22 protein-coding genes are annotated in these 21,582 nt (G+C 72.5%); 13 read left to right on the top strand and 9 right to left on the bottom strand.

Annotated elements, in window-relative coordinates; genetic code table 11:
- Nucleotides 1-47 precede the first annotated feature (47 nt).
- Nucleotides 48-1,082, top strand: coding sequence for a S1 family peptidase (locus IEY73_RS06950; protein WP_229715635.1), 1,035 nt, complete (start codon nt 48-50; stop codon nt 1,080-1,082).
- Nucleotides 1,083-1,212: 130 nt separating this feature from the next.
- On the opposite strand, the gene IEY73_RS06955 is transcribed toward IEY73_RS06950, so the two are convergent.
- Nucleotides 1,213-1,884: a hypothetical protein gene (locus tag IEY73_RS06955; protein WP_189078240.1), complete on the bottom strand. Its 672-nt coding sequence runs from the start codon at nt 1,882-1,884 to the stop codon at nt 1,213-1,215.
- Nucleotides 1,885-2,033: 149 nt separating this feature from the next.
- On the opposite strand from IEY73_RS06955, the gene IEY73_RS06960 reads away from it, so the two are divergent.
- Entirely contained in the window at nt 2,034-2,945 is a 912-nt protein-coding gene (locus IEY73_RS06960; protein WP_306661472.1) for a serine hydrolase, read from the top strand.
- On the opposite strand, the gene IEY73_RS06965 is transcribed toward IEY73_RS06960, so the two are convergent.
- Both IEY73_RS06965 and IEY73_RS06970 read right to left on the bottom strand, forming a co-directional pair.
- On the bottom strand, nt 2,942-3,532 hold the full coding sequence (locus IEY73_RS06965; protein ID WP_189078241.1) for a DedA family protein: 591 nt from the start codon (nt 3,530-3,532) through the stop codon (nt 2,942-2,944). The genes IEY73_RS06960 and IEY73_RS06965 overlap by 4 nt on opposite strands.
- Nucleotides 3,529-4,350: an MBL fold metallo-hydrolase gene (locus IEY73_RS06970; RefSeq protein WP_189078242.1), complete on the bottom strand. Its 822-nt coding sequence runs from the start codon at nt 4,348-4,350 to the stop codon at nt 3,529-3,531. The genes IEY73_RS06965 and IEY73_RS06970 overlap by 4 nt, the downstream gene beginning before the upstream one ends.
- 230 nt (nt 4,351-4,580) lie before the next feature.
- Between IEY73_RS06970 and IEY73_RS06975 the strand changes: the two genes are divergently transcribed.
- From IEY73_RS06975 to IEY73_RS06990, 4 genes are read left to right on the top strand one after another with little or no spacing between them, the layout of a single operon-like run.
- Nucleotides 4,581-5,498, top strand: coding sequence for a diacylglycerol/lipid kinase family protein (locus tag IEY73_RS06975; RefSeq protein WP_189078388.1), 918 nt, complete (start codon nt 4,581-4,583; stop codon nt 5,496-5,498).
- A complete protein-coding gene (locus tag IEY73_RS06980; protein WP_189078243.1) occupies nt 5,495-6,484 on the top strand; it encodes a YihY/virulence factor BrkB family protein in 990 nt (329 codons plus the stop codon). Before IEY73_RS06975 ends, IEY73_RS06980 begins: the two co-directional genes overlap by 4 nt.
- 33 nt (nt 6,485-6,517) lie before the next feature.
- Complete coding sequence (locus tag IEY73_RS06985; RefSeq protein ID WP_189078244.1) at nt 6,518-8,071, top strand: phosphatase PAP2 family protein; 1,554 nt, start codon at nt 6,518-6,520, stop codon at nt 8,069-8,071.
- Nucleotides 8,071-8,889, top strand: coding sequence for an endonuclease/exonuclease/phosphatase family protein (locus tag IEY73_RS06990; protein WP_189078389.1), 819 nt, complete (start codon nt 8,071-8,073; stop codon nt 8,887-8,889). Before IEY73_RS06985 ends, IEY73_RS06990 begins: the two co-directional genes overlap by 1 nt.
- On the opposite strand, the gene IEY73_RS06995 is transcribed toward IEY73_RS06990, so the two are convergent.
- Entirely contained in the window at nt 8,805-10,427 is a 1,623-nt protein-coding gene (locus IEY73_RS06995) for a GGDEF domain-containing protein (protein ID WP_229715636.1), read from the bottom strand. The genes IEY73_RS06990 and IEY73_RS06995 overlap by 85 nt on opposite strands.
- A 256-nt stretch (nt 10,428-10,683) precedes the next feature.
- On the opposite strand from IEY73_RS06995, the gene IEY73_RS07000 reads away from it, so the two are divergent.
- From IEY73_RS07000 to IEY73_RS07020, 5 genes are all read left to right on the top strand, one after another.
- Nucleotides 10,684-12,246, top strand: a complete 1,563-nt coding sequence (locus tag IEY73_RS07000; protein WP_189078246.1) for a methyl-accepting chemotaxis protein — start codon at nt 10,684-10,686, stop codon at nt 12,244-12,246.
- A gap of 139 nt (nt 12,247-12,385) precedes the next feature.
- On the top strand, nt 12,386-14,149 hold the full coding sequence (locus IEY73_RS07005) for a sensor histidine kinase (protein ID WP_189078247.1): 1,764 nt from the start codon (nt 12,386-12,388) through the stop codon (nt 14,147-14,149).
- Between the two features lie 77 nt (nt 14,150-14,226).
- A complete protein-coding gene (locus IEY73_RS07010; protein ID WP_189078248.1) occupies nt 14,227-15,474 on the top strand; it encodes a response regulator in 1,248 nt (415 codons plus the stop codon).
- A 98-nt stretch (nt 15,475-15,572) separates the two neighbouring features.
- Complete coding sequence (locus IEY73_RS07015; protein ID WP_189078249.1) at nt 15,573-16,031, top strand: hypothetical protein; 459 nt, start codon at nt 15,573-15,575, stop codon at nt 16,029-16,031.
- A complete protein-coding gene (locus tag IEY73_RS07020; protein WP_189078250.1) occupies nt 15,964-16,962 on the top strand; it encodes an SDR family oxidoreductase in 999 nt (332 codons plus the stop codon). The genes IEY73_RS07015 and IEY73_RS07020 overlap by 68 nt, the downstream gene beginning before the upstream one ends.
- Here the strand turns inward: IEY73_RS07020 and IEY73_RS07025 are convergent.
- The 4 genes from IEY73_RS07025 to crcB (IEY73_RS07040) form a co-directional block, all read right to left on the bottom strand.
- Nucleotides 16,931-17,464, bottom strand: coding sequence for a DUF421 domain-containing protein (locus tag IEY73_RS07025; protein ID WP_189078251.1), 534 nt, complete (start codon nt 17,462-17,464; stop codon nt 16,931-16,933). The two genes, IEY73_RS07020 and IEY73_RS07025, sit on opposite strands and share 32 nt — an antisense overlap.
- A gap of 107 nt (nt 17,465-17,571) precedes the next feature.
- Complete coding sequence (gene crcB, locus IEY73_RS07030) at nt 17,572-17,946, bottom strand: fluoride efflux transporter CrcB (protein ID WP_189078252.1); 375 nt, start codon at nt 17,944-17,946, stop codon at nt 17,572-17,574.
- The gene (locus IEY73_RS07035; protein ID WP_189078253.1) at nt 17,943-18,293 is read right to left on the bottom strand and encodes a DUF190 domain-containing protein; all 351 of its coding nucleotides are present in this window, start codon (nt 18,291-18,293) and stop codon (nt 17,943-17,945) included. The genes crcB (IEY73_RS07030) and IEY73_RS07035 overlap by 4 nt, the downstream gene beginning before the upstream one ends.
- Nucleotides 18,290-18,817 (bottom strand): fluoride efflux transporter CrcB, encoded by a 528-nt coding sequence (gene crcB, locus IEY73_RS07040; protein WP_189078254.1) that lies wholly within the window; start codon nt 18,815-18,817, stop codon nt 18,290-18,292. Before crcB (IEY73_RS07040) ends, IEY73_RS07035 begins: the two co-directional genes overlap by 4 nt.
- Nucleotides 18,818-18,975: 158 nt before the next feature.
- Between crcB (IEY73_RS07040) and IEY73_RS07045 the strand changes: the two genes are divergently transcribed.
- Both IEY73_RS07045 and IEY73_RS07050 read left to right on the top strand, forming a co-directional pair.
- Complete coding sequence (locus IEY73_RS07045; protein ID WP_189078255.1) at nt 18,976-19,887, top strand: sulfotransferase; 912 nt, start codon at nt 18,976-18,978, stop codon at nt 19,885-19,887.
- Between the two features lie 39 nt (nt 19,888-19,926).
- Entirely contained in the window at nt 19,927-20,850 is a 924-nt protein-coding gene (locus IEY73_RS07050) for an aminotransferase class IV (RefSeq protein WP_189078256.1), read from the top strand.
- A gap of 7 nt (nt 20,851-20,857) precedes the next feature.
- Here the strand turns inward: IEY73_RS07050 and IEY73_RS07055 are convergent, their stop codons facing one another.
- Nucleotides 20,858-21,559, bottom strand: a complete 702-nt coding sequence (locus IEY73_RS07055) for a sulfotransferase-like domain-containing protein (protein ID WP_229715653.1) — start codon at nt 21,557-21,559, stop codon at nt 20,858-20,860.
- Nucleotides 21,560-21,582: the final 23 nt, after the last annotated feature.

The raw sequence follows: 21,582 nt of genomic DNA on the forward strand, positions 1-21,582 counted from the left end.
CAATGGTGCGCCTGTCACGGCGCACACCATCCCCCTGGGAGGATCCCGTGCTCAACCGGAAGCTTCGCCGACCGATCGTCGGCCTGGCCGTCGGCATCCTCGTGGGCAGCGGTTTCGCGGCGTCATCCGCCGCGGCGGCCCCGAGCGCATCCGCTGACCCCGCAGCCCCCATCGCCCTCGCCGCCAAGCTGGACAAGCAGCTCGGCGCGGTCAGCGCGGGCAGCTACATCGACGCGGCCGGAAAGGTCGTCGTCAACGTCACCGACGCGGCCGCCGCCAAGTCGGTGAGCGCCGCCGGCGCGACTCCCCGATACGTCGCGCGTTCCGGCGCGGTGCTGGCTGCGGCCAACGACGCCCTCGCGGCGAAGCTGACGACCCCCGGCACCTCCTTCGCCGTCGACCCGGTCGGCAACCAGGTCGTGGTGACCGTGGACAGCACCGTCTCCGGCGCGAAGCTGGCCGCGGTCAAGGCGCTCGTCGCCGGCCTCGGCTCGGCCGCCCGGATGCAGACCGCCCCCGGCACCATCAGCACCACGATCAGCGGCGGCGACGCCATCTACACCAGCAGCGCGCGGTGCTCGCTCGGCTTCAACGTGCGCAGCGGCAGCACGTACTACTTCCTGACCGCCGGGCACTGCACCAACATCGGCTCGACGTGGACCAACGGCTCGACCACGCTGGGCACCCGGGCCGGCACCAGCTTCCCGGGCAACGACTACGGCATCGTGCGGTACACCAACAGCTCGATCACCAAGTCCGGCGCGGTCGGCTCGCAGGACATCACCTCGGCCCGCACCCCGTCGGTCGGCGAGACCGTGTACCGGCGCGGCTCCACCACCGGCATTCACTCCGGCCGGGTCACCGCGCTCAACGCCACGGTCAACTACTCCGAGGGCCGGGTCTCCGGCCTGATCCAGACCACCGTGTGCGCCGAGCCCGGCGACAGCGGCGGCTCGCTCTACTCGGGCACCTCGGCCCTGGGTCTGACCTCGGGCGGCAGCGGCAACTGCAGCTCCGGCGGCACGACCTTCTTCCAGCCGGTCACCGAGCCGCTGAGCGTGTACGGCGTGTCCGTCTTCTGATCGACCCTGGCGACCGGCGACCCCGGTCGTCGAGGCCCCCCGCGACGACGGCGGGCCCCACCCGAGGATCGGGTGGGGCCCGCCGTCGTGCTGGGCGCCGTCGTGCTGGGATGCGGCGCGTCGCCAGGGTCTAGCGGCCGGCCGCCGCGTCGTCGTCCACCCGCTCCTCACCGCGCCGGCGCAGCATGCGCAGGCCGGGCAGCCCGGCGATGGCCAGGTGCAGATCCCGGGTCACCTCCAGCAGGGCGTGCAGATCCGGGCCGACCTGGTCGAGCTTGCCGAGCAGCGGCAGCACGTCCTCGCTGAGGTGGGTGCGCAGTTTCGGCAGCTCGTCCACCATGCGGATGGCCGCGGTGACCTCGTCCGGCGAGAGCTCCTCGACGAAGCGCTGAGCCAGCGGGGCCGCCTTGGACAGCGTGTCCGCGTACGCGTCGAGCAGTCCCGCCGCCTGGTCGGTCGCGGCGGCGGCCCGGCGGACCACGGCGGTTGCCCCGTCGGCGGTCGCCTCGGCGCGCTGCACCACCCCGGCGGCGGCGCCCGCGACCGCGGTGGCTTCCGCGGTGATCGCGCGGGCTTCGGCGACCGTCTCCTCGGCCGCCGCCGTGATCGACTCGATGCGCCGGATCAGCGCCTCCGCGGTGTCTACGGTTACTGTGATTCGATTCACTATCAGCTCTGCCTGGCCGAGCAAGCCGGCCGCGCGGACCGGGATCGTGGCGACCGATGCGACGGTCTCCACCGCCTGCCCGACGGCGTACCGGCCGAGCTCGACGAGGGCGGAAGGCGACGGGAGAAAGGCCATGTGCACCATTCTGCGCCCCGGCCGCAGCTTCCCGCGCCGGCTCACCGACCGTGAGAACGATCATGCAATGGGTCGATCTCGTCGGCGGAGTTTGCGCGGACTTCGGATCCGGGAGGCATCCACCGGGTTCGGCACGGCACTATGCATGGGTGCACTGGAAGCGAAACGGGATTCTGGCCCTGGCCGCCGTCGGCGTGCTGGGCGGTACCGCCCTGGTGGGGGTCGGCATGATGAGTGACGACGGTGCCGGTTCCCTTCCGCTGGCGGGCAATTTCGCCGAGGTGCCCTCCGCCTCACCTTCGCCGACCGGGCCCAGCCCGGAGGAGTTGGCCGCGATCGAGCGCGCCAAGAAGGAGAAGGAGCTGACCACCGCCCTCACCGAGTACGCCGAGTCGGTTCCGGAGTTCTCGGTCGCGGTGCTGGACCGCAACACCGGGCAGGACTATTCCTTCCGGGGGAGCGAGAAATACGAGACCGCCAGCGTGGTCAAGGTGCAGGTGCTGGCCTGCCTGCTGCTCACCGCCCAGGACGACGACCGGGACCTGACGTCCAGCGAGCTGTCCCTGGCCAAGCGCATGATCAGGGCCAGCGACAACGACGCGACCACGTCGCTGTTCTCCCGGCTGGGCCGGTCCTCGGCCGTCGCCGCCTGCAACAAGCGCCTGGGACTCAAACAGACGAAGGTGAGCAGCTCCTGGGGCCTGACCCGGACCACTGTCGACGATCAGGTGCGGTTGCTCGCCGCGCTCGTCGACACGGACGGGCCGTTGGACGCCGACTCACGCGACCTGGCGTACGACCTGATGAGCACCGTGGAGAAGGACCAGGACTGGGGTGTGCCCGCAGCGGCGGCCACCGGCGAGAAGTTCACCGTGAAGAACGGCTGGCTGCCGCGCTCCAGCGAGGGCGGACGCTGGATCGTCAACAGCGTCGGGCGGATCACCGGCGACGATGTGGACGTCTCGATCGCGGTGCTCTCGCACGATCACACGACCATGGACGGCGGCATCGGAGTGGTGGAGAAGGTCGCGAAGATGACCCGGAAAGTCCTGGAATATTAGGCGGATTCCGGAGTGCCGGAAGGCTCCTCGACGGCCTCGCGGCGCTTGTTCCACCAGTTCACCGCCTGGTTGACCACCAGGATGAGGATCACTGCGGCAACCACGCCCTCCCAGGGCTCCGGGAAGATCGACCCGCCGGCCACGCCGATGCCCGCATAGACGGTCGACCACAGCGCGCACGCCGGAAGGTTGGCGATCACGAAGGTCCGCCACGACATGCCCAGGAACGCCGCGGCCAGCAGCACCGGCACCCGGCCACCCGGGATCAGCCGGGACATCAGCAGGACCGGAACCTGGCTGCGGTTCAGCCGCTCCTTCACGGCGCTCAGGCGTTCCTCGTCCCGCAACCAGCGCAGCCGCCGGGCGAGCTGTTCACCCCCGGCGCGGCACATCGCATACATCACCAGGTCGCCCAGGTACGCGCCGGCGGCGCCGGCCGCCACCACGAACACGATCATCAGCGGGTGCTCGTGGAAGGTGAGCGCGGCTGCTCCGCTGACCGCGGCCCCGGTCGGCACGATCGGTACGATCGCGCCGAACGACACCACCAGGAACAGCCAACCGAGCGTGCCGAGCTGATCGATCACGAAGGCTCTCTCCCGGGCAGGTCGCGGCGCTCGACGCCGTCCGCCGCCGGCACCTCAATGGTGAGCGTGTCACCGTGCCGCAACACCCGGACCCGGGAGTCCGGCGCGACGACGGCGGCGTGCTCGGCGAAGGTGTCCCCGGGCGTGTGGAACATGTGCCGGCGCACCCGGCTCATGCCGGCCGGCCAGAAGGTGCCGTAGTGCACCGGCACCGCCCACGTTGCCTTGACCCGGTGCAGCGCCTCGGCCGCCTGCACCGCGTCCAGGTGCTCGTGGGTGTGCAGCGACGGGCCCCAACCGCCGACCGGGATCAGCGCCAGGTCCAGCGGCGCCAGGTCGGTCATCTCGTCGAACAGTCCGGTGTCACCGGCGTACCAGGTCCGGGCCGCGCCCTCCACCACGAAGCCGACCGCCGTCGCGTTGCGTCGTGACCAGGGACCACGTCCGCCGGGGTGGGCCGCCTTCACCGCCCGCACCCGGACCGCGCCGACGCTGGTCTCCTCGCCCGGCGCCAGCTCCACGCAGCGTCGCGCGTAGGACCGGCCCAGCCCGTCGGCCACCAGCCCGGCCGCGCCGCGCGGCACCACCAGGCACGGCTCACCCGGGACCGCGCGCAGCGACGGCAAGTGGAAGTGGTCGGCGTGCAGGTGCGACAGCAGAACCGCGTCCGGCGCGCCGGGCAGGCTCGGCGTCGGGCCGGCCATCCGGCGCAGGTGCGCCAGGCGATTGGTCAGCAGCGGGTCGGTGAGGAGCTGGACGCCCGAGTCGCTCAGCCATGACGTGCTGTGCCCCCACCAGGTCACACTCGTCGCGCTCATGACGGTCGGCCGGGTCGCCGGCGACCGAGCGTGCCGGTCCACCGGGATCGCTGTCTCACGGCTTCACGGTACGCTGTGGGCGCTCCGGGCCGGGCGCAGGTCAGCTCGTTCATCGTCGTCCGATACCCCTGGCGAGCGCCCGACATGCCGCCGTGATCTGTCTCGGGCAGACTGGCCGCGTGACCGGACCTCGTTCTGCCGTTGTGGTGAATCCCGTCAAGGTGCCCGACATGGACATGCTGCGCCGCCTGATCTGCGGCGGGCTCTCCGACGCCGGTTGGCCGGAACCGGCCTGGCTGGAGACCACGCCGGAGGACCCGGGCCGGGGCATGGCCGCCCAGGCTCGCGAGGACGGCGCCGAGGTCGTCTTCGCCTGCGGCGGGGACGGCACGGTGATGGCCTGCGTCACCGCGCTTGCCGGCTCCGACGTGGCCATGGCGGTGCTGCCCGCCGGCACCGGCAACCTGCTCGCCGCCAACCTGGGCCTGGCCACCGACGCCGCCACCGGCGTGCAGGTGGCGCTGGAGGGCGGTCGCAAGCGCATCGACGTCGGCATGGTCGACGACCGCTGCTTCGCGGTGATGGCCGGGATGGGCTTCGACGCGCAGATGCTGGAGGGCACCTCCGAGGCGGCGAAGAAGCGGATCGGCTGGCTGGCGTACCTCGGCGGGGCGATCAAATATCTGCGTGACCGGCCGATGCGGGTGCGGATCGTGGTGGACGACGGCCCGCCGATGCCCCGACGGCCACGCACGGTCATCGTGGGCAATGTGGGTCGGTTGCAGGGTGGTGTGCGGCTGCTGCAGGACGCCGAGCCGGACGACGGCAAGCTCGACGTCGCGGTGCTCAGCCCGAACAGCCTCGGGCACTGGGCGCGGCTCGGGTGGGCGGTGATCCGCCGCCGCAAGCGGGTGCCCCTGATGGAGACGTTCAGCGCGGAGCGTGTGGAGATCATCAGCAATCGCGTGCAGCCCCGCCAGCTCGACGGCGACCTGATCGACCCCGGCAAGCGACTGAAGATCCAGGTGCGGCCGCGGGCGCTGCTGCTGTGCGTGCCGCAACCGGCCGGCGATCCGGACCTGGCCTACGACAGCGAGAGCGCGCGGCGGGCCGCCGAGAAGATTCGGGCGCGCGCGGGTCAGCTGTGAGCTCCACGGAGCCGGTGCCCGAGACACAGACCATGTCCGGCGACGAGTTGTCCGCCGACGACGCCTTCCACGCGCTGCGCCACTACGGCCGGTGGCCGCTGCTGCGGGACGCCTTCGTGCGTTTCCGGTACGGCGACGGCTTCAGCCACGCTCGGGCGCTCGCGCTGCAACTGTGCCTGGCCCTGGTCCCGTTCCTGATCGCGCTCAGCGGCCTGGCCGCCGATCTGGGCGCCGAGGAGGGCGGCCAGGTGGTCGCCGATTCGGTGGTGGCGCTCACGCCCGGCGCCAGTGAACCGCTGGTGCGGGACCTGCTCTCGGACGCCGTCGACGAGGACGCCGGCGAGCTGGCGCTGGTGCTCGGTCTGATCACCGGCCTGGTGGCGCTGACCAGCGCGATGGCGCAGATCGAGCGGGGCGCGAACCGGATCTACGGCGTGGAGCGGGACCGTCCGGTGTTCCCCAAGTACGTGCGCGCAGCGGTGCTGGCGGTGGTGGCCGGACTGCCCGCCCTGGCCGGTTTCCTGCTGCTGGTGGCCGGCCGGCCCGCCGGTGACTCGGCGGCCGAGCATTTCGGCTGGAGCGACGGGATGCGCACCACATGGGACGTGGTGCGCTGGCCGGTCAGCCTGGTGCTGATCGTGTTCGCCGTGGGCCTGTTGTTCGAGCAGTCGCCGCGACGCCGCCAGCCGGGACTGTCCTGGCTGCTGTTCGGCGCCGCGGTGTCCACAGTGCTATGGTGGCTGGCCAGCCTGCTGCTTGCCGGATATGTCCGGTTCAGCGACGCGTTCGGCGCCACCTACGGCCCGCTGACCGCGGTGATGGCGTTGCTGCTCTGGGCCAACCTCACCGGCATCGCCTTGTTCCTGGGCATCGCGTTCGCCGCCCAGTTGGAGGCGCAGCGCGTCGGGGTGTCCCGGCCCGCGCTGCATGACCGCTGGCGGCCCTGCGGCGACGACGAGCGTGTGACGCCGGACGCCTCGGGGTAAACCCGGCGGACCACCGACGGAAGCGAGTCCCCGATGGTCACCGAGCAGCGCACGGCCACGGACGCCAGCCCGGAACACGCCGGCCGGGAACACGCCGGCCGGGAACACGCCGGCCCGGAACGCGACGGCCCGGAACGCGACGGCCGGTTGCGGGAACGCGCCGGCTGGGCGCCGCTGCGGCATTTCGCCGAGCGCAGCGTGCTGGGCCTGCTGGCGGTGGTCGCGGCCGGCCTCGGGTTCGGCCTCCTGCTGCTGCTCGTCCGCTGGCACTGGACACCCCTGCAAGATCTCGACACCGGCGTGGCGGACGGCCTCAACCGTCTCGTTGCGCCGCGCCGCTGGGCGGTGGACACCGCCACCCTGGTGTCCCGCGCGGGCGGCCGGCCGGTGATGATCTGGCTTGTCGCGTTCGCGGTGATGCTGCTGCTGGTGCGCCGGCGCACCCGGCTCGCGCTCTACCTGGTGGTCACCGGAGTGGGGGCGCTGCTGCTCGACCCGTCGGTGAAGACGCTCGTCGGCCGGCTGCGGCCGGTGGTGGACGTGCCGGTCGCCAGCGCGCCGGGCAACAGCTTCCCGAGCGGGCACGCCCTAGGCTCCATGGTGGTCTACGGCTCCCTGGTGCTGGTCTTCCTGCCCGCCGTGCGCGCGCGGTGGCGGCCCCTGCCGGCCGCCGCGGCGGCGCTGGTGATCGCGGCGGTCGGGCTGACCCGGCTGATGCTCGGCGTGCACTTCGTGTCCGACGTGCTGGCCGGATGGTTGCTCGGCGTGGCGTGGCTGGGCGCGACCGCGTACGCGTTCCGGCTCTGGCGGCGCGAGGCCGGTCACCCGGTCGGGCCGCTGCCGCAGGGATTGGAGCCGGAGGCCGCCCCGGAGTTGAGGCCCGCGCCGGACGAGACCCGGTTGCTGCCGCACCCATGGGTCAAGGGCGCCGAGATCGTCACCGGATGGGTTCTCACGTTCGGCCTGCTCTACCTGGTCGGCTACCTGCTGACCCACGTCGTCGAGCCGACCCCGCTGGGCGCTGCCGACAACGCCGTGCCGCGCTGGCTGCAGGGCTTCCGGTCGGACACCCTCGACCGCCTCTCGTACGCGTGGAGCAAGGCCGGCGACACGCACGCGATCCTGACCGTCTGCCTGGTGTTCTGTCCGGTCGCGCTGGCCGTCTGGCGGCAGTGGCGCCCGGTGTTGTTCGTGGTGCTCACCATGCTCGGTGAACTGACCCTGTTCCTGTGCGTCTCGGCCGCCGTGCAGCGGCCCCGGCCGGATGTCGAGCATCTGGACGGCACGCTGCCCACCTCCTCGTTCCCGTCCGGGCACATCGCGGCGACGCTGTGCCTGTGGGTGGCGATCGCGCTGCTGGTCACCGGCCGGGTGCGTGCCTGGTGGCGGTGGATCTTCGTGGCGCTGGCGGTGATCATGCCGGTGGGCGTGGCGGTGTCCCGGATGTACCGCGGCATGCATCATCCCAGCGACGCGCTCGGCGCCGCCCTGCTCACCGCCTGCTGGGTGGGGCTGCTCTGGTGGGTGGTGCGCCCGCAGGCGGAGGCGCCCGCCACGGCCCCGGCGGGGAGGCCCGCGTGCGGGTGATGACCTGGAACATCAAGAACGGCGGCGGGGACCGGCTCGACGCGGTGCTCGCCGTCGTGCATCGCCATCGCCCGGATCTGCTGGCGTTGCAGGAGCTGCGCGGCTTCGCCCGGCGCGGTGGCCTGCGGATGCAGCGGTTCGCCGCGTCCGCGGGCATGCACGCGCACCTGGCCCCGTCGGTGTTCGGCCAGCCGGTGGCGGTGCTGGCCCGGCCGCCGTTGCGGCTCGCCGGCGATGCGCGCGTGCGCTGGCGGCTGCACCACGCCGCGTCGGTGGCCGTGGTGCCCACTGGCGCCGGACCGTTGACTGTGGTCAGCACCCACCTGAATCCGTTCTCCCCGGAGCGCCGTCGGCGTGAGGCGCGATGGCTGGCGGCGCGCTACGGCGGCACGCGCCGGCTGACCCTGCTGGCCGGCGATCTCAACTCACTGGCGCCCCGCACCGACCACACCGCGACCATCGAGCGCCTGGCACCGGCGTACCGCGGACGGCACGTCGGGCCGGACGGCCGGGCCGACACGCGGGCCGTGGCGGCCTTCGCCGCGGACGGGCTGGTCGATCTGTGGACGGTGGCCGGATCGGGGGATGGCCGCACCGTGCCGACCACCGCGGGCGGCGGCGCCGAGTTCTCCGGCATGCGGCTGGACTACGTGCTCGGCACCGCGGACGTCGCGCGCCGGGTGCGGCGCGTCACGGTGCTGCGCGGGGCCGAGACGGAGTATGCCTCCGATCACTATCCGGTGCTCGTCGAGTTGGACATCAACCCCGGCGCGGCATCACGCACCACCCGGTCCCGGCCGTCCCGCTTGGCCGCATAGAGGTTGCGGTCGGCCTGGGACAGCAGCGCCGACACGCTGCTGCGGCCGGAGTCGGCGGTGGTCACGCCGATGCTCGTGGTCACCGGCAGACCGCCGGTGATCGGCGTCCAGTCGTGCTCGCGGATGCGCCGGCGCAGCCGCTCGCAGCGCTCGACCGCCTCCGCCGCGCCGACGTCCGGCAGGATCAGCAGGAACTCCTCGCCACCCAGACGAGCCGCGATCTCCGATCCGGTCGCTGCCTCGGCCAGCAGCCGGGCGAGTTGCTGCAGCACCTCGTCCCCGACGCTGTGCGACAGCGTGTCGTTGATCTGTTTGAAGTGGTCCAGGTCCAGGATGGCCACCGAGATCGGGGCGTCCCGCGCCGCCGCGTCGCCGAGCAGCGCGGGCAGCCGATCGTTGACGTGGCGACGATTGTGCAGCCCGGTCAGCGCGTCCCGGTGGGCCATCTCCCGGAAGTGCTCGCTGGCGCGGCGGGCCTCCGTCGCCTCGAAGACCGCCTGCAACGCCCCGGCGCGGGCCTCCCGCTGGATGCAGTGCAGCGCGGTGGCGTCGGCGTGGAAGGCGCGGTGTTCCTCGTACGCCTCCCGGAACCGGCCGGTGCACGCGTACAGGACGGCCTGCTCCTCGCGGGCCCGGGTGCGCACGCCCTGCAGCCCGCGCTCCTCGCACATCCGCACCGCGGCGTCCAGGGCCAGTTGGGCCTGCGGGAAGTCTCCGGCCACGCGGCGCGCCTCGGTCAGGGTCAGCAGGCATTCGGCGAGCGCGTCGCCCTCGTTGCTGACCAGCGCCGACTGCCCGGCGTCCAGCACCGGATGCAGGGCCGTCTCGACGTCGGCGTACCGGCCCGCCATCAGATGCACCCGCGCGATGGTGTCCAGCTCGTTCGCGCTGAACGGCCGTTCCAGCCGGGACCGGGCATCCTCCATCCGGCCGATCAGACGTGTCGCCGCACCTTCGTCACCGTTCTCGTACGCGGTGTAGGCCATGTTGTTGAGCAGGCACAGCGTCAGGTCGTGGTCGGCCGTGGCGACGGCGATGTCCAGTGCCTCGGCGTATCGGCGCTGCGCCTCGGCGTGCGAGCCGTTGTCGTCCAGTGCGACGGCCAGCGACATCAGATGCCGTGCCCGAATCGACGGGGTCACCGCATCGGCGAGGTGCGCGACCCCTTGCAGGGCGTGCGTCAGCGCGTCGGTCAGGCTGCCTACCTGCCGGAAGAAGACGCACAACTCGCGATGCGCGCGAGCGGTCAGGTAGGCGTCGCCGTGCTGCTGCGCCCAGGCGAGGATCTGGTGGGCGCGCCGTCCGCCGTCCGCCGAGCGGCCCAGCCGCAACAACACGCCGACCTCAAGCAGCCGTGCCCGCTGCACCAGTTCCGGCGCGTCCAGTTCCGCGGCGCGCATCGCGATGGCCTCGGCGGGTGCGCTCAGGTCGCGGAAGTCGGACACCGGCCGGCTTTCCAGCCCGGTCAGCTCCGCGGCCAGCGCCGCGCGCTCGCCGTCGGCCCGTGGCCGGGCCGGTGCTGCCGCCTCGGTGGTCACTGCGCCGCCTCGTCTCGATCGCCGGTGTGCCCCCTTCATCGGCGCGCGGATCGCCGGTCTCAGCCGACCCTCGGTTGCAAAACGGTTGCGCAAACCCGCAAAGCGGACACACGGGACCGGTCGGAAGCGCACCGTGAAGACCCGGGCCCGCTCGCGAGACGGGTGCCGCGGGCAACGCATGGAAGCGGCGTGCGACGCAGTTCGCGGTGGAACTCGACCCGGATCCGCCGCACCTTGACGTGACACGGAGGCCTGAATGTCTGGACTAGCCGACCTCAGCGTGGGGAAGCGCTTGGGGCTGGTGGTGACCATCGGTGTGGTGATGGTCGGAACCCTGTTCACCATCATGATCATCGGCCAGAAGGCCGTGGTGCAGGCCGCCAGCGACGTGGAACACCTGAAGGCCGGACTGGCCGCGTTGAACCATCTGGACACGCGGCAGAGCGAGCTCAAGGTGGACGCCTACCGGTCCGCCCTGGGCCAGGACGTCAGCCAGGACACGGTGGACGACATCCAATCGGCGAACGAGGCGGCCGACGGGGTGGTGGCGGCCGAGCTGCCCGCCGAGTTCGCGGACAAGTTCGCGTCCAACCGGCAGGCCTTCGTCGACTTCGGCAACTTCATCACCCAGTTCGTCGCGGACGCCTCCGCGGACCCGGACGCGGTGCAGTCGCGGCTCGACGAGATCCAGGACCGCAACCACGCCACCGACGACTTCCTCGGCGGCCTGGTCGACGAGGTGCAGGCGGCCTCGCAGGCACGCAGTGCGGACATCACCAGCACCGAGTCGACGGTGCAATGGCTGAGCCTGGCGGTCGCCCTGGCCGGTATCGCGCTGCTGGTCGGGCTGTCGGTGCCGCTGGCGCGGTCGATCGTGCGGCCGGTCGGCCGGCTCGGCGCGGTGGTGGAGGCGCTGTCGCGCGGTGACCTGACCCGGCGCGCCGACATCACCAGTCGCGACGAGCTGGGGCGGATGGCCCGCGGCCTGGACGCGGCCATCGAGTCCATCCGCCAGTCGCTGTCCACCATCGGCGGCAACGCGCAGACCCTGTCCGGCTCCGCCTCGCAGATGTCGATGGTGGCCGGGCGGCTGGCCGACGCCACCCAGTCCACCGGAGGCCAGACCTCCGCGGCGGCCAGCGCCGCGGACGAGATCTCCCGTAACGTGCAGACGGTGGCGGCCGGCTCCGAGGAGATGGGCCTGTCCATCCACGAGATCTCGAAGAACACCAGCGAGGCGGCGCAGATCGCGGCGGTCGCGGTGAACGAAGCCGCGCGGGCCACCAGCACCGTGCGTCAGCTCGGCGAATCGTCCGCGGAGATCGGCAACGTGATCAAGCTGATCACCTCGATCGCCGAGCAGACCAACCTGCTGGCGCTGAACGCCACCATCGAGGCGGCGCGGGCGGGTGACGCCGGCAAGGGGTTCGCGGTGGTCGCCTCCGAGGTCAAGGACCTCGCCCAGGAGACCGCGCGGGCCACCGAGGACATCGGCACCCGGGTCAACGCCATCCAGGCGGACACCGCCGGCGCGGTGGACGTGATCAGCCGCATCAGCGAGGTCATCGCGAAGATCAACGACTATCAGACCACCATCGCCAGCGCGGTCGAGGAGCAGACCGCGACCACCGCGGAGATGAGCCGCGGCATCAACGAGGTGTCCCAGGGCAGCAGCCGCATCGCGGCCAGCATCTCGGACGTCTCGGCGGCCGGCGCGACCACCTCCGAGAGCGTGGAACAGACCCGTCGCAGCAGTGCCGAGGTGGCGCGTGCGGCCGAGGAGTTGCAGACCCTGGTGGCGGCGTTCCGGCTGTCCTGACCGGCCCGGGTCGTCTCGCGCGGTGCGGTTCGAGACGACCCGGTGGGCCCGGCACCGGGTCGGGAGGGGTGACGACGTGATCCGCATGGTCGGTCGACCGCGCCTTCCCGGGCGTAGGTCCCTCGTCGCAGTCGGGCTTGTGGTGCTGATCGGCCTGACCGGGACGGCGCTGGCTGCCGGGGCGTTCCGGATGGCTGGAGACGCTCGCACGGCCCAGGCGATGAACCAGCGGACCGAACTGGTGGTGCGGGCCATCACCGCGGAGATCGGCCGCTACCGGACGGTCCTCGCCGACCTGGCCGCCGCCGTGGGCGCCCAGTCGGATCTCACCGCGGCCGAGTTCACCGCGATCACCCGGCCGGTCGACCGGCAGCGGTTGCCCGGGGCCACCGGCGTGGTCTACGTGGTGCCGGCCACCACCGATCAGGTGCCGCGGCTGCAGGCGTACTGGCGGGCACGCGGCAACACCGCGCTGCGGTTGCGACCGGCCGCCGGCCGTGAGGACCACTACTTCGGCGTGCTGCGCCGCACCCTCGACGGCCGGCCGGTGGACGGCGGCACCGACATCGCCCAGGCCCCGGAGGCGGCCGAGGCGCTGCGCACCGCACGCACCAGCACGCAGGCCGCGATCAGCAGCTCGTACCGGCTCCTCCGGGACGCCGGGCTGCCGCCGCAGCGGCAACAACTGTCCGCCGTGCTGGCGGCGCCGGTGATCGCGAGTTCGCCGCCGGCCCGGGTGGGTGCCTTCCGCGGCTGGATTCTGATGGGCCTGCGCAACCAGGACTTCCTGCGGCAGACCATCGGCCGGGAGGCCGGCGACCAGGTGCGGGTCGCGTTGTACGACACGCCGTCCGGGCTGCGAGCCCCGGTGGCCCGGTGGGATCCCGGCATCCGGGTCGACCCCGGCCGGGCGGCTCGGGACGTCGGCGTGGTGGTGGTGCAGCGCACCTGGGACCTGACCGTACGGCCGACGCTGCGCCTGGTGCGGGACACCAACGGGCACGCCGACGACGCGGCCTGGGCGGTCGGCGGCCTGATCACCGGGCTGCTGGTGTTGTTGACCGTGGTCGTGGTGACCTCGCGCGACCGCGCGGTGCGCCGGGTCGCCGAGGCGACCGCCGCGTTGCGGACCGACATCGCCCGCCGGGAGGAAGTGGAGTCCCGGCTGCGCAGCCGGGAGAAGGAGCTGATGGGCTTCGCCGGCATGGTGGCCCACGATCTGCGCAGCCCGCTCGCGCACGTCTCCGCGTACGCGGAACTGCTGCGCGAGGAGGCCGCCGAGCAATGGGCACAGACGCACCGGGGTTTCCTGGATCGGCTGCGCGCCGCCGCGGCCCGCATGCAGGAGCTGATCGACGACCTGCTCACCTATGCCACCGCGGACAGCAGCACGCTGCGCACCGCCGATGTCGACCTCGGAGACCTGATGGCGGGCATCCGGGCGGATCAGATGGCGGCGGACGACCCGCCGCACATCGAGGTGGCCGAGCTGCCCGTGGTGACCGGCGATCCGACGCTGCTGCGCCAGGTGCTGGAGAACCTGATCGGCAACGCGGTCAAGTACAGCCCACCCGGCCGGCGTGCCGAGGTCCGGGTCCGCGCCACTGCGGAGCGGCCCGGCTGGCACCGCATCGAGGTCGCCGACCGCGGCATCGGCATTCCCGAGGACCAGCGGGTCGAGGTCTTCGACGCGTTCACCCGAGCGCGGGGCAGCGAGGGTTACCCGGGCACCGGCCTGGGCCTGGCCATCGTGCAGCGGGTGGTGGACCGGCACGGCGGCGTGGCCGGGGTGGAGCCGAACCCGGGCGGCGGCAGCCTGTTCTGGTTCACGCTGGCGTCCGGGGCCGCCGCGACGCCGGCCGACAGCGACACCATGGCGTCGCTGTCCGGGAGTCGAGCGTGAACGCCCGGCTGGACCGTCGCGACGGGGCACGCGGCACGGGACGCGAGGAAACAACGGGCGGGGACGACGGAGGCGACATGAGTGCTGCCGGTGACCATGCGACGGTGCTGCTGGTGGACGACGAGGAATCCGTGCTGCTCACGCTGACCCTGCAGCTACGCAAGGACTTCCGCGTGGTGACCGCCGTGGACGGGCCGAGCGCGCTGTCCGCGCTGTCCACCCATGCGCCGGTCGCGGCCGTGGTCTGCGATCGGTGGATGCCCGGCACCGACGGCATCGAGCTGCTGCGTCGCATTCGCGACGACCATCCGTGGACCACACGCATCCTGCACACCGGCCGGGCGGACCTGGAGACCGCGCGCGCCGCGATCAACACCGGGCAGATCTTCCGCTTCGTCGACAAGCCGGTCTCCACCGACGAGCTGCGCCGCACCGTACGGGACGCGGTGGAACAGCATCGGGTCCAGATGGCCGAACGCGACCTGCTGGACAAGACCTTGGGCGGCAGCATCACCGCGCTGTTCGGTTGCCTGGAGATGGCCAGTCCGGCGGCCTTCGCCCGCGCCGCGCGCATCCGCACCCTGGTCGGGGCGCTCTGCCGACAGTTGAACCTCACCGAGCGGTGGCAGATCGAAGTCGCCGCGATGGCCTCGCAACTCGGCGCGGTGATGCTGCCGCCGGACGTGGTGGACAAGCTCGACCACGGCGTCCCGTTGGCCGACGACGAGCAGCGCATGGTGGACGCGGTGCCGGGGGCCGCCGTCCGCCTGCTGCGCGACGTGCCGCTGCTGGACGAGGTGGTGCAGATCATCCGGGCGCTGGAACCGGGCTTCCGCGCATCGGCGGGCACGGACGACCCTCCGGTGGTGCGGCGCGGCGCGGCAGTGCTGCGGCTGGCCCTGCGCTACGAAACGCTGCACGCCCGCGCCTACGAGCCGGACAGCATCATCGCCTCGTTGCGCTCCGAAGGCCACCACCCGGAGATCGTCGCGGCGGCCTGCCGGGTGGGCGGGCTGGCACCGGACCGGCACGTCGTCCGGGCGCTGAACGTCGGCGAACTGTCCATCGGCATGGAGATCGTCGAGGACGTGCGCGCGCCGAACGGGCTGGTGCTGGTCGGCCGGGGGATGGCGATCACCGAGCTGCTCATCGAGCGGCTGATGAACTTCCGCGACAAGGGCATGCTCGCCGAGCCGGTGCTCGCCGCGGTGCCCGGCACACCCGACCCGGCCGCCGGCGACGGCATCGGCGAGGCCCTGGCACCCGGATGGACCCACTGGCTGCCCACCGGCACGGAGCCCACCGTGCCGGCTGGCCGGCACTGAGCCGACGACGCCGGCTGGCCTTGAGCCGACGGTGCCGCCCGAGAAGTGTCACGCCGCCGAGCGCGGGTAAGTCATGCGCGTACCGGGAAGGGGTGGCGATGACAGCGGAAGCCGAGCGACTCACCGCCGGCGTGGCCTTCCGCGCGGGCTGGGGCCTGGTCCTGCTGTGCGCGCCGCGGCGGGTGCTCGCGTGCGGCGGCCACCCGGCACCCGCGGCCCCGGCGCGGGCGGTGGCACGCATCCTCGGCACCCGGCATCTGATCCAGGCCGGCCTCACCGCGCTGGCCCCCACCCGACCGGTGGTCGCCCTGGGCGCCGTGGCGGACGTGCTGCACGCCGCCACCGGCGTGGCCCTGGCGGTGACCTCGCCGCGCTGGCGTGCCGTCGCGGTGGCCGACACGGCGCTCGCCGCCGGGTTCGCCGCCTGGGGCGCACGCGATCATCGCCGGCTTCCCACAGTGTCACCATGGACAGGAAGGACCAGCAGCCATGTCAGGAAACCGGGTCGCCGTCGTCACCGGGGGCTCCGCCGGGATCGGCCGCGCCGTCGTCCGTGAGCTTGCCGCGCACGGCTGGGACGTCGCCGTGCTGGCCCGTGGCCGGGCCGGCGTCGACGGGGCGGTGAAGGACGTCGAGGCCGCCGGCGGGCGCGGGCTGGCCGTGCCGACCGACGTGGCCGAGCTGGCGCAGGTCCGCGCCGCGGCCGACCAGGTGGAGCGCGAACTCGGGCCGATCGACCTCTGGGTGAACGACGCGTTCGCCGGCAACCTGCGCTATTTCTGGGACACGCCCGAAGACGAATACCGGCGCATCACCGAAGTCACCTACTACGGCCAGGTCAACGGCATGCGTGTGGCCCTGGAACACATGCGCCCGCGCAACCGCGGCGTGATCGTGCAGGTCGGCTCGGCGCTGGGCTTCCGGGGCATCCCGTTGCAGTCCGCCTACTGCGGAGCCAAACACGCGGTCAAGGGTTTCACCGAGAGCGTCATCACCGAGCTCAAGCATGCGGGCAGCGCGGTGCAGGTCTGCATGGTGCAGCTCCCCGGCGTGAACTCGGTGCAGTTCGACTGGAACGCCGACGAGTTCGACGAGCACCCGCAGCCGGTCGCGCCGATCTTCCAACCCGAGCTGCCCGCGCGGGCGATCCGCTTCCTCGCCGACCACCCGCGGCGCAACCTCTGGGTCGGCTTCTCCACCGCCTACACGATCCTGGGCAACCGGGTGGCGCCGTGGTTCCTGGATTGGTATCTGGCGAAGACCGGCGTCGGCGGCCAACTGACCGAGACCGACGGCCCGCGATTCGGCTCGAACGTCTTCACCCCGCGCGACGAGCAGACCGACCGGGGCGCGCACGGCATGTTCGACCGCAAGGCCGTGAGCAAGGATCCGTGGTCCTGGGCCTCGATGCACCGCGGCGCGCTGGTCGGTGCCGCCGCAGCGGCGGCGGCCGGAGTCACCGCGCTGCTGGTGGGTCGCCGCCGCTGAGATCGGAGTCGCTGGAGGGGCCGGTGCCGGATTGCACCGACACCGACCCCTTGGCCTCGAACAGCGCCAACGCCACCGTGTCCGGGCTGGAGTGGCCCTGCTGGCGCAGGACGCTGTCCAGATCGGCGCGGGTGATCCCGCACAACCGCAGGTTCCGCTGGTTCACCTCGCCGTCGCGGATCAGCTCGCGCACCGGCGGATCCACCAGGTGGCGAAACGCCGGCAGGAACCGCAGCCGGGCGATGAGGGAATGCGCGAGCAGGAGCACCACCAGAGCCACCGCGCCGGTCAGCCAGGACGAGTCCGACGCGGTCGCGGTGCGGCCGATGATGGCGCCCACCGCGACCGCGACCGCCCAGTCGAACGGGGCGAACTGCGCGATGGTCCGGCGCTCGGTGAGCCGGAACGCCGCCGCCGCGGTCAGGAACAACGCCAGTGCCTTGACCCCGGCGAAGGCGGCGGAGCGCCAGTCGCCGATGAGCGCATCACCGAGGCTGTGCATGACGGCCCGTGGGCGCCGGCGAACCGGCGATCAGAGAAACAACCATGCAGCCGCTCCTACCCAGCATCGGCCGGGCCATGCGCCCGCGCCGGACCGGCCGATGCGCGTCAGGGCCAGAGCGCCTGCGCCACCGCGACGCCGCAGAACGCCGCGCCGAGCCCGGCGACGATGCTCGCGGCGACATTGAGCACCGCGTACGCCCGGACCCGGTCCTCCAGCAGACGCAGCGTTTCGAACCCGAACGTGGAATAGGTGGTCAGCGCCCCGCACAGGCCGGTGCCCAGCAGCGACCCGACCGCGCCCGACACCCGATGCTCGGCGGCGCCCTGGATGAGGACGCCGAGCAGGAACGAGCCGATCACGTTGACGGTGAAGGTGCCCCACGGAAACACCGAGTCGTGGCGCGCCTGCACCGCTCGGTCGGCGAGGTAGCGCAGCGGGGCGCCCACGGCCGCCCCGAGCATCACCAGCAGCACGGTCATCGCCGGCTCCCCGCAGGGCGGCCCACGTACCGGATGACCTCGACCGGGTCGATGATGACCAGACCCTCGGTGACCAGTTCGTCGAGCGCGGGGAGGAACTCGCGCACCCGGTCCTCCTGGTCCACGATGATCACCGCGATCGGCAGGTCCTCGGACAGCGACAGCAGCCGCGTGGTGTGAATCCGCGACGAGGCGCCGTAGCCTTCGATGCCGCGCAGCACGGAGGCGCCGGCCAGGCCCGCGTCGTGCGCCCGGCGCACGATCTCGTGATAGAGCGGCTTGTGATGCCAGACGTCGTCCTCGCCCACGAAGATGGTCAACCGGACGGCCGGTCCTTCGATCTTCACGTCGCCTCCTCACCTGGAGTGCCTCGATCGTCCCGGCGGCGTTCGGCGTGGGCACGTCGCCCGCGCCGGGTGATCAGGCGGGCCAGCGTGACCCCGGCGTAGACCGCGGCCAGCGCCGCCACCACCGTGCCGGCCAGGTAGAACAGCCCGGTGCGGGCCGCCCCGGAAGCCACCAGAGCGCGCACCTCGACCGCGTAGGTGGAGAACGTGGTGTAGCCGCCCAGCACGCCGACGCCGAGGAACGGCCGGATCAGCCGGTGTGCCGACCACACCTCGGTGATCAGCACCATGAGCACGCCGATGAGAAAACACCCGGAGACGTTTGTCGCGAAGGTCGCCCACGGCACCTGCCCCGGGGCAGGGGTCCACGCCTGCGCGATCGCGTAGCGTCCGAGCGCGCCGAGGGCGCCGCCCGCCGCGATGGCGCCCAGCACGGCCCACGGCGCGCGGAAGATCTCCCGGCGTTGCCGGGCCACGTGCAGGTCGACATCAGAGTCCCGGGGCAGCCGGGTGGTCTGTGACACGAATTTCCCCCACCGGTGCCGCGAACCTCGCACCGACTCTACTCCCGCCCCGGCCGGGCGGCCGTGCAGGCCGCGTCACCGGGTGTTCACGTGCTCCCCGCTGCCCGCACACATCGGGCACGGCTGATGCTCACCACCCCGGCGCAACATGCGCTGCCATGGTGAAGGTCTTGTACATCGCGGGCTGGGGGAGAAGCGGGACGACGATCGTCGACAACGTCCTCAACTCCTACGATGCGGTCTTCTCCACCGGGGAGCTGAGCTACCTCTGGTCGCGGGGCGTGGGGATGCGGCGCAGGTGCGGGTGCGGCGAGACGTTCGACGAGTGCCCGCTCTGGCAGAAGGTGCTCTCGGTCGCGTACGGCGGACGGGTCCCGGACCCGCGGCACGTCATCGGCCTGCAGCAACGGGCGGTCCGGGCCCGGCACACCAGGTCCCTGCTCAACGGGCCGCTGCCGGCGGACGCCGCGGAGTATCTGGCCATCACCGCCCGGCTTTACAACGCGATCGCCGAGGTCACCGGCGCGGGGCTGATCGTGGACTCGTCCAAGACGCCGTCCGGCGCGGCGCTGCTGTCACGCATGCCCGGCATCCGGCCATACCTGCTGCACATGGTCCGCGATCCGCGGGCGGTGGCGCACTCCTGGACCGGCGCCGCGCCGCCGCCGGAGACCCGCGGCGGCGCCCCGATCAAGCAGCGACCCGCCTCCAGCACCGTGCACTGGGTGGTCCGCAACGCGATGACCGAGCGGGTCGCCGGCGCGTATCCGCAGCGGCATCTGCGCCTGCGCTACGAGGATTTCGTGGCGTGGCCCCGGCCATCCGTGCGGCGCGTGCTCGACCTGACCGCGACCGGCGACGAGGGCGATCCGTTCACCGGCGCGGCGACCGTCGCGCTGCGACCCAACCACAACGTGGCGGGCAACCCCGGACGGCTGCGCAACGGCGAGATCGAGTTGCGGCTCGACAACCGGTGGCGGGACGCCCGGCGACGCGGCCTGTGGCTCACCTCCACCGCGCTGGCCATGCCGCTGCTGCACCGGTACGGCTACCACCTGCGCCCTCTATGATCCCCTCGCGTGGCGTGCAGGTGACCGGGAGGCGAGCCGATGCTGCAGACCTACGACGAGCGCAACGCGGACATCCACTACTGGGTGGACGGGACGCTGCGGCACCGCAGCGAGCCGGGGCTCTCGCCGTTCGATGCGGTGGTGCAGGGTGGCGATGCGGTCTGGGAGGGCCTGCGGCTGTACGCGGGCGCGGTGTTCGGCCTCGACGAGCACCTGGCCCGGTTGCGCCGGTCGGCCACCGCCCTGAACTTCGCCCAGATCCCCGGGGACCGGCAGATCACCGAGGCGGTGGCCGCCACCCTGCGGGCGAACCGGATGTTCGACGGCGTGCACATCCGGCTGACGCTGACCCGCGGCGTGAAGATCACCAGTGGCATGGACCCGCGACTCAACGCGTCCGGTCCCACGCTGATCGTGCTGGCCGAGCACAAGGCCCCGGTCTACGACACCGGAGGGTTGCGGCTGGCCACGGCGAGCGTCCGGCGGCCCGGCCCGGATGTGCTCGATCCCCGGATCCACCACGCGAACCTGCTCAACTCGATCCTCGCCAAGATCGAGGCGAACGCGGCGGGTGCCGACGACGCCCTGATGCTCGACCAGCGCGGATTCGTCGCGGAGACCAACGCCACCCACTTGTTCGCGGTGGTCGCGGGCGTGCTGGTGACGCCTTGCACGTACGCGTGCCCGGAGGGCATCACCCGGCGGACCGTGCTGGACCTCGCGGACGGTGACTCCGTCCCGGTGCGGGTGCGCGACGTGTCGCTCACCGAGATGTACACCGCGGACGAGGTGTTCTGCACCGGCACCATGGGGGAGATCGCCGGCGTCACCACGATCGACGGGCGGACCATCGGCGCGGGGCGGCCGGGCCCGCTGACCCTGCGCCTGGCCGAACTGTACCGGGAGCATGCCCGCACGCACGGCACCCGGCTGGTGGACCCGCCGGACCCGGGCGGCCGGTGAGCCCGCGTCACAGGCGGTGGGCCGACAACCCTTCGTAGTACGGCCGGGCGGCGGCGACGAGCGGCCGGAGCCGGGCGGGCACGTCGGCCGGCGCCGGATCGTACGCGGCGAAGCCGGTGGACTCGTTGACCGCGGCGTACCAGTGCGGCGCCCACACCCCGTCGGTGTCCCGGGGGCCGGGCGGCCAGGACAGCATCGCCGGATCGAAGCCGATGCCGAGCGCGTCGCACAGCCGCCGCAACACTCTCGCCGGGTCGCGCAGCACGTCCGCGGCGTCGATCACCGGTCCGCCGTACCGGCGAAAGATCTCGGCCTGCTGCGGATAGCCCAGATCGGCCATCTCCGGTTCGCCGCGCACTCGCGCGTACGACGAGACGACGTGTTCCGGGTCGCGGATGAGGTAGGCATGGGTGAGCGCGCCCAGCCAGGAACGGCCGACACCGGGCAGCAGGTGGTGGGCCATGTGTTTCTGATAGAACACCGTGGCGTCGCCGGGGACCGGGCCGGTGAGCGCCGCGGCCACGTCCTGCCACCGGTGCGGCTGGCCGGCGAGCACCGCGTCGCGGCCGGGGTGGTCCAGCCCGGTGACGGCAAGGTAGTGCGCATACAGCGGCTCGTCGACCACCACCGTGTCAGCACGCGACCCGAAGCTGCGCATCATCGCGGTGGAGATGTTGCGCGGCCCGGACCACATCGCCACTCGTCGCATCACCCGCCCATGGTCACACCAGG

It is taken from the genome of Mangrovihabitans endophyticus (assembly GCF_014646155.1).
In the GTDB taxonomy this organism is placed as follows: Bacteria; Actinomycetota; Actinomycetes; order Mycobacteriales; family Micromonosporaceae; genus Actinoplanes; species Actinoplanes endophyticus.

Bases quoted from the DNA above. Each gene is read 5' to 3' on its own strand.
- IEY73_RS07055 (WP_229715653.1), bottom strand. From the start codon at position 21,559: ATGCGACGAGTGGCGATGTGGTCCGGGCCGCGCAACATCTCCACCGCG.
- IEY73_RS07020 (WP_189078250.1), top strand. From the start codon at position 15,964: ATGTCAGGAAACCGGGTCGCCGTCGTCACCGGGGGCTCCGCCGGGATC.
- IEY73_RS07015 (WP_189078249.1), top strand. From the start codon at position 15,573: ATGACAGCGGAAGCCGAGCGACTCACCGCCGGCGTGGCCTTCCGCGCG.
- IEY73_RS07000 (WP_189078246.1), top strand. From the start codon at position 10,684: ATGTCTGGACTAGCCGACCTCAGCGTGGGGAAGCGCTTGGGGCTGGTG.
- IEY73_RS06990 (WP_189078389.1), top strand. From the start codon at position 8,071: ATGACCTGGAACATCAAGAACGGCGGCGGGGACCGGCTCGACGCGGTG.
- IEY73_RS07050 (WP_189078256.1), top strand. From the start codon at position 19,927: ATGCTGCAGACCTACGACGAGCGCAACGCGGACATCCACTACTGGGTG.
- IEY73_RS06970 (WP_189078242.1), bottom strand. From the start codon at position 4,350: ATGAGCGCGACGAGTGTGACCTGGTGGGGGCACAGCACGTCATGGCTG.
- IEY73_RS07045 (WP_189078255.1), top strand. From the start codon at position 18,976: ATGGTGAAGGTCTTGTACATCGCGGGCTGGGGGAGAAGCGGGACGACG.
- IEY73_RS06955 (WP_189078240.1), bottom strand. From the start codon at position 1,884: ATGGCCTTTCTCCCGTCGCCTTCCGCCCTCGTCGAGCTCGGCCGGTAC.
- IEY73_RS06985 (WP_189078244.1), top strand. From the start codon at position 6,518: ATGGTCACCGAGCAGCGCACGGCCACGGACGCCAGCCCGGAACACGCC.
- IEY73_RS06975 (WP_189078388.1), top strand. From the start codon at position 4,581: ATGGACATGCTGCGCCGCCTGATCTGCGGCGGGCTCTCCGACGCCGGT.
- IEY73_RS07025 (WP_189078251.1), bottom strand. From the start codon at position 17,464: ATGCACAGCCTCGGTGATGCGCTCATCGGCGACTGGCGCTCCGCCGCC.
- crcB (WP_189078252.1), bottom strand. From the start codon at position 17,946: ATGACCGTGCTGCTGGTGATGCTCGGGGCGGCCGTGGGCGCCCCGCTG.
- IEY73_RS07010 (WP_189078248.1), top strand. From the start codon at position 14,227: ATGAGTGCTGCCGGTGACCATGCGACGGTGCTGCTGGTGGACGACGAG.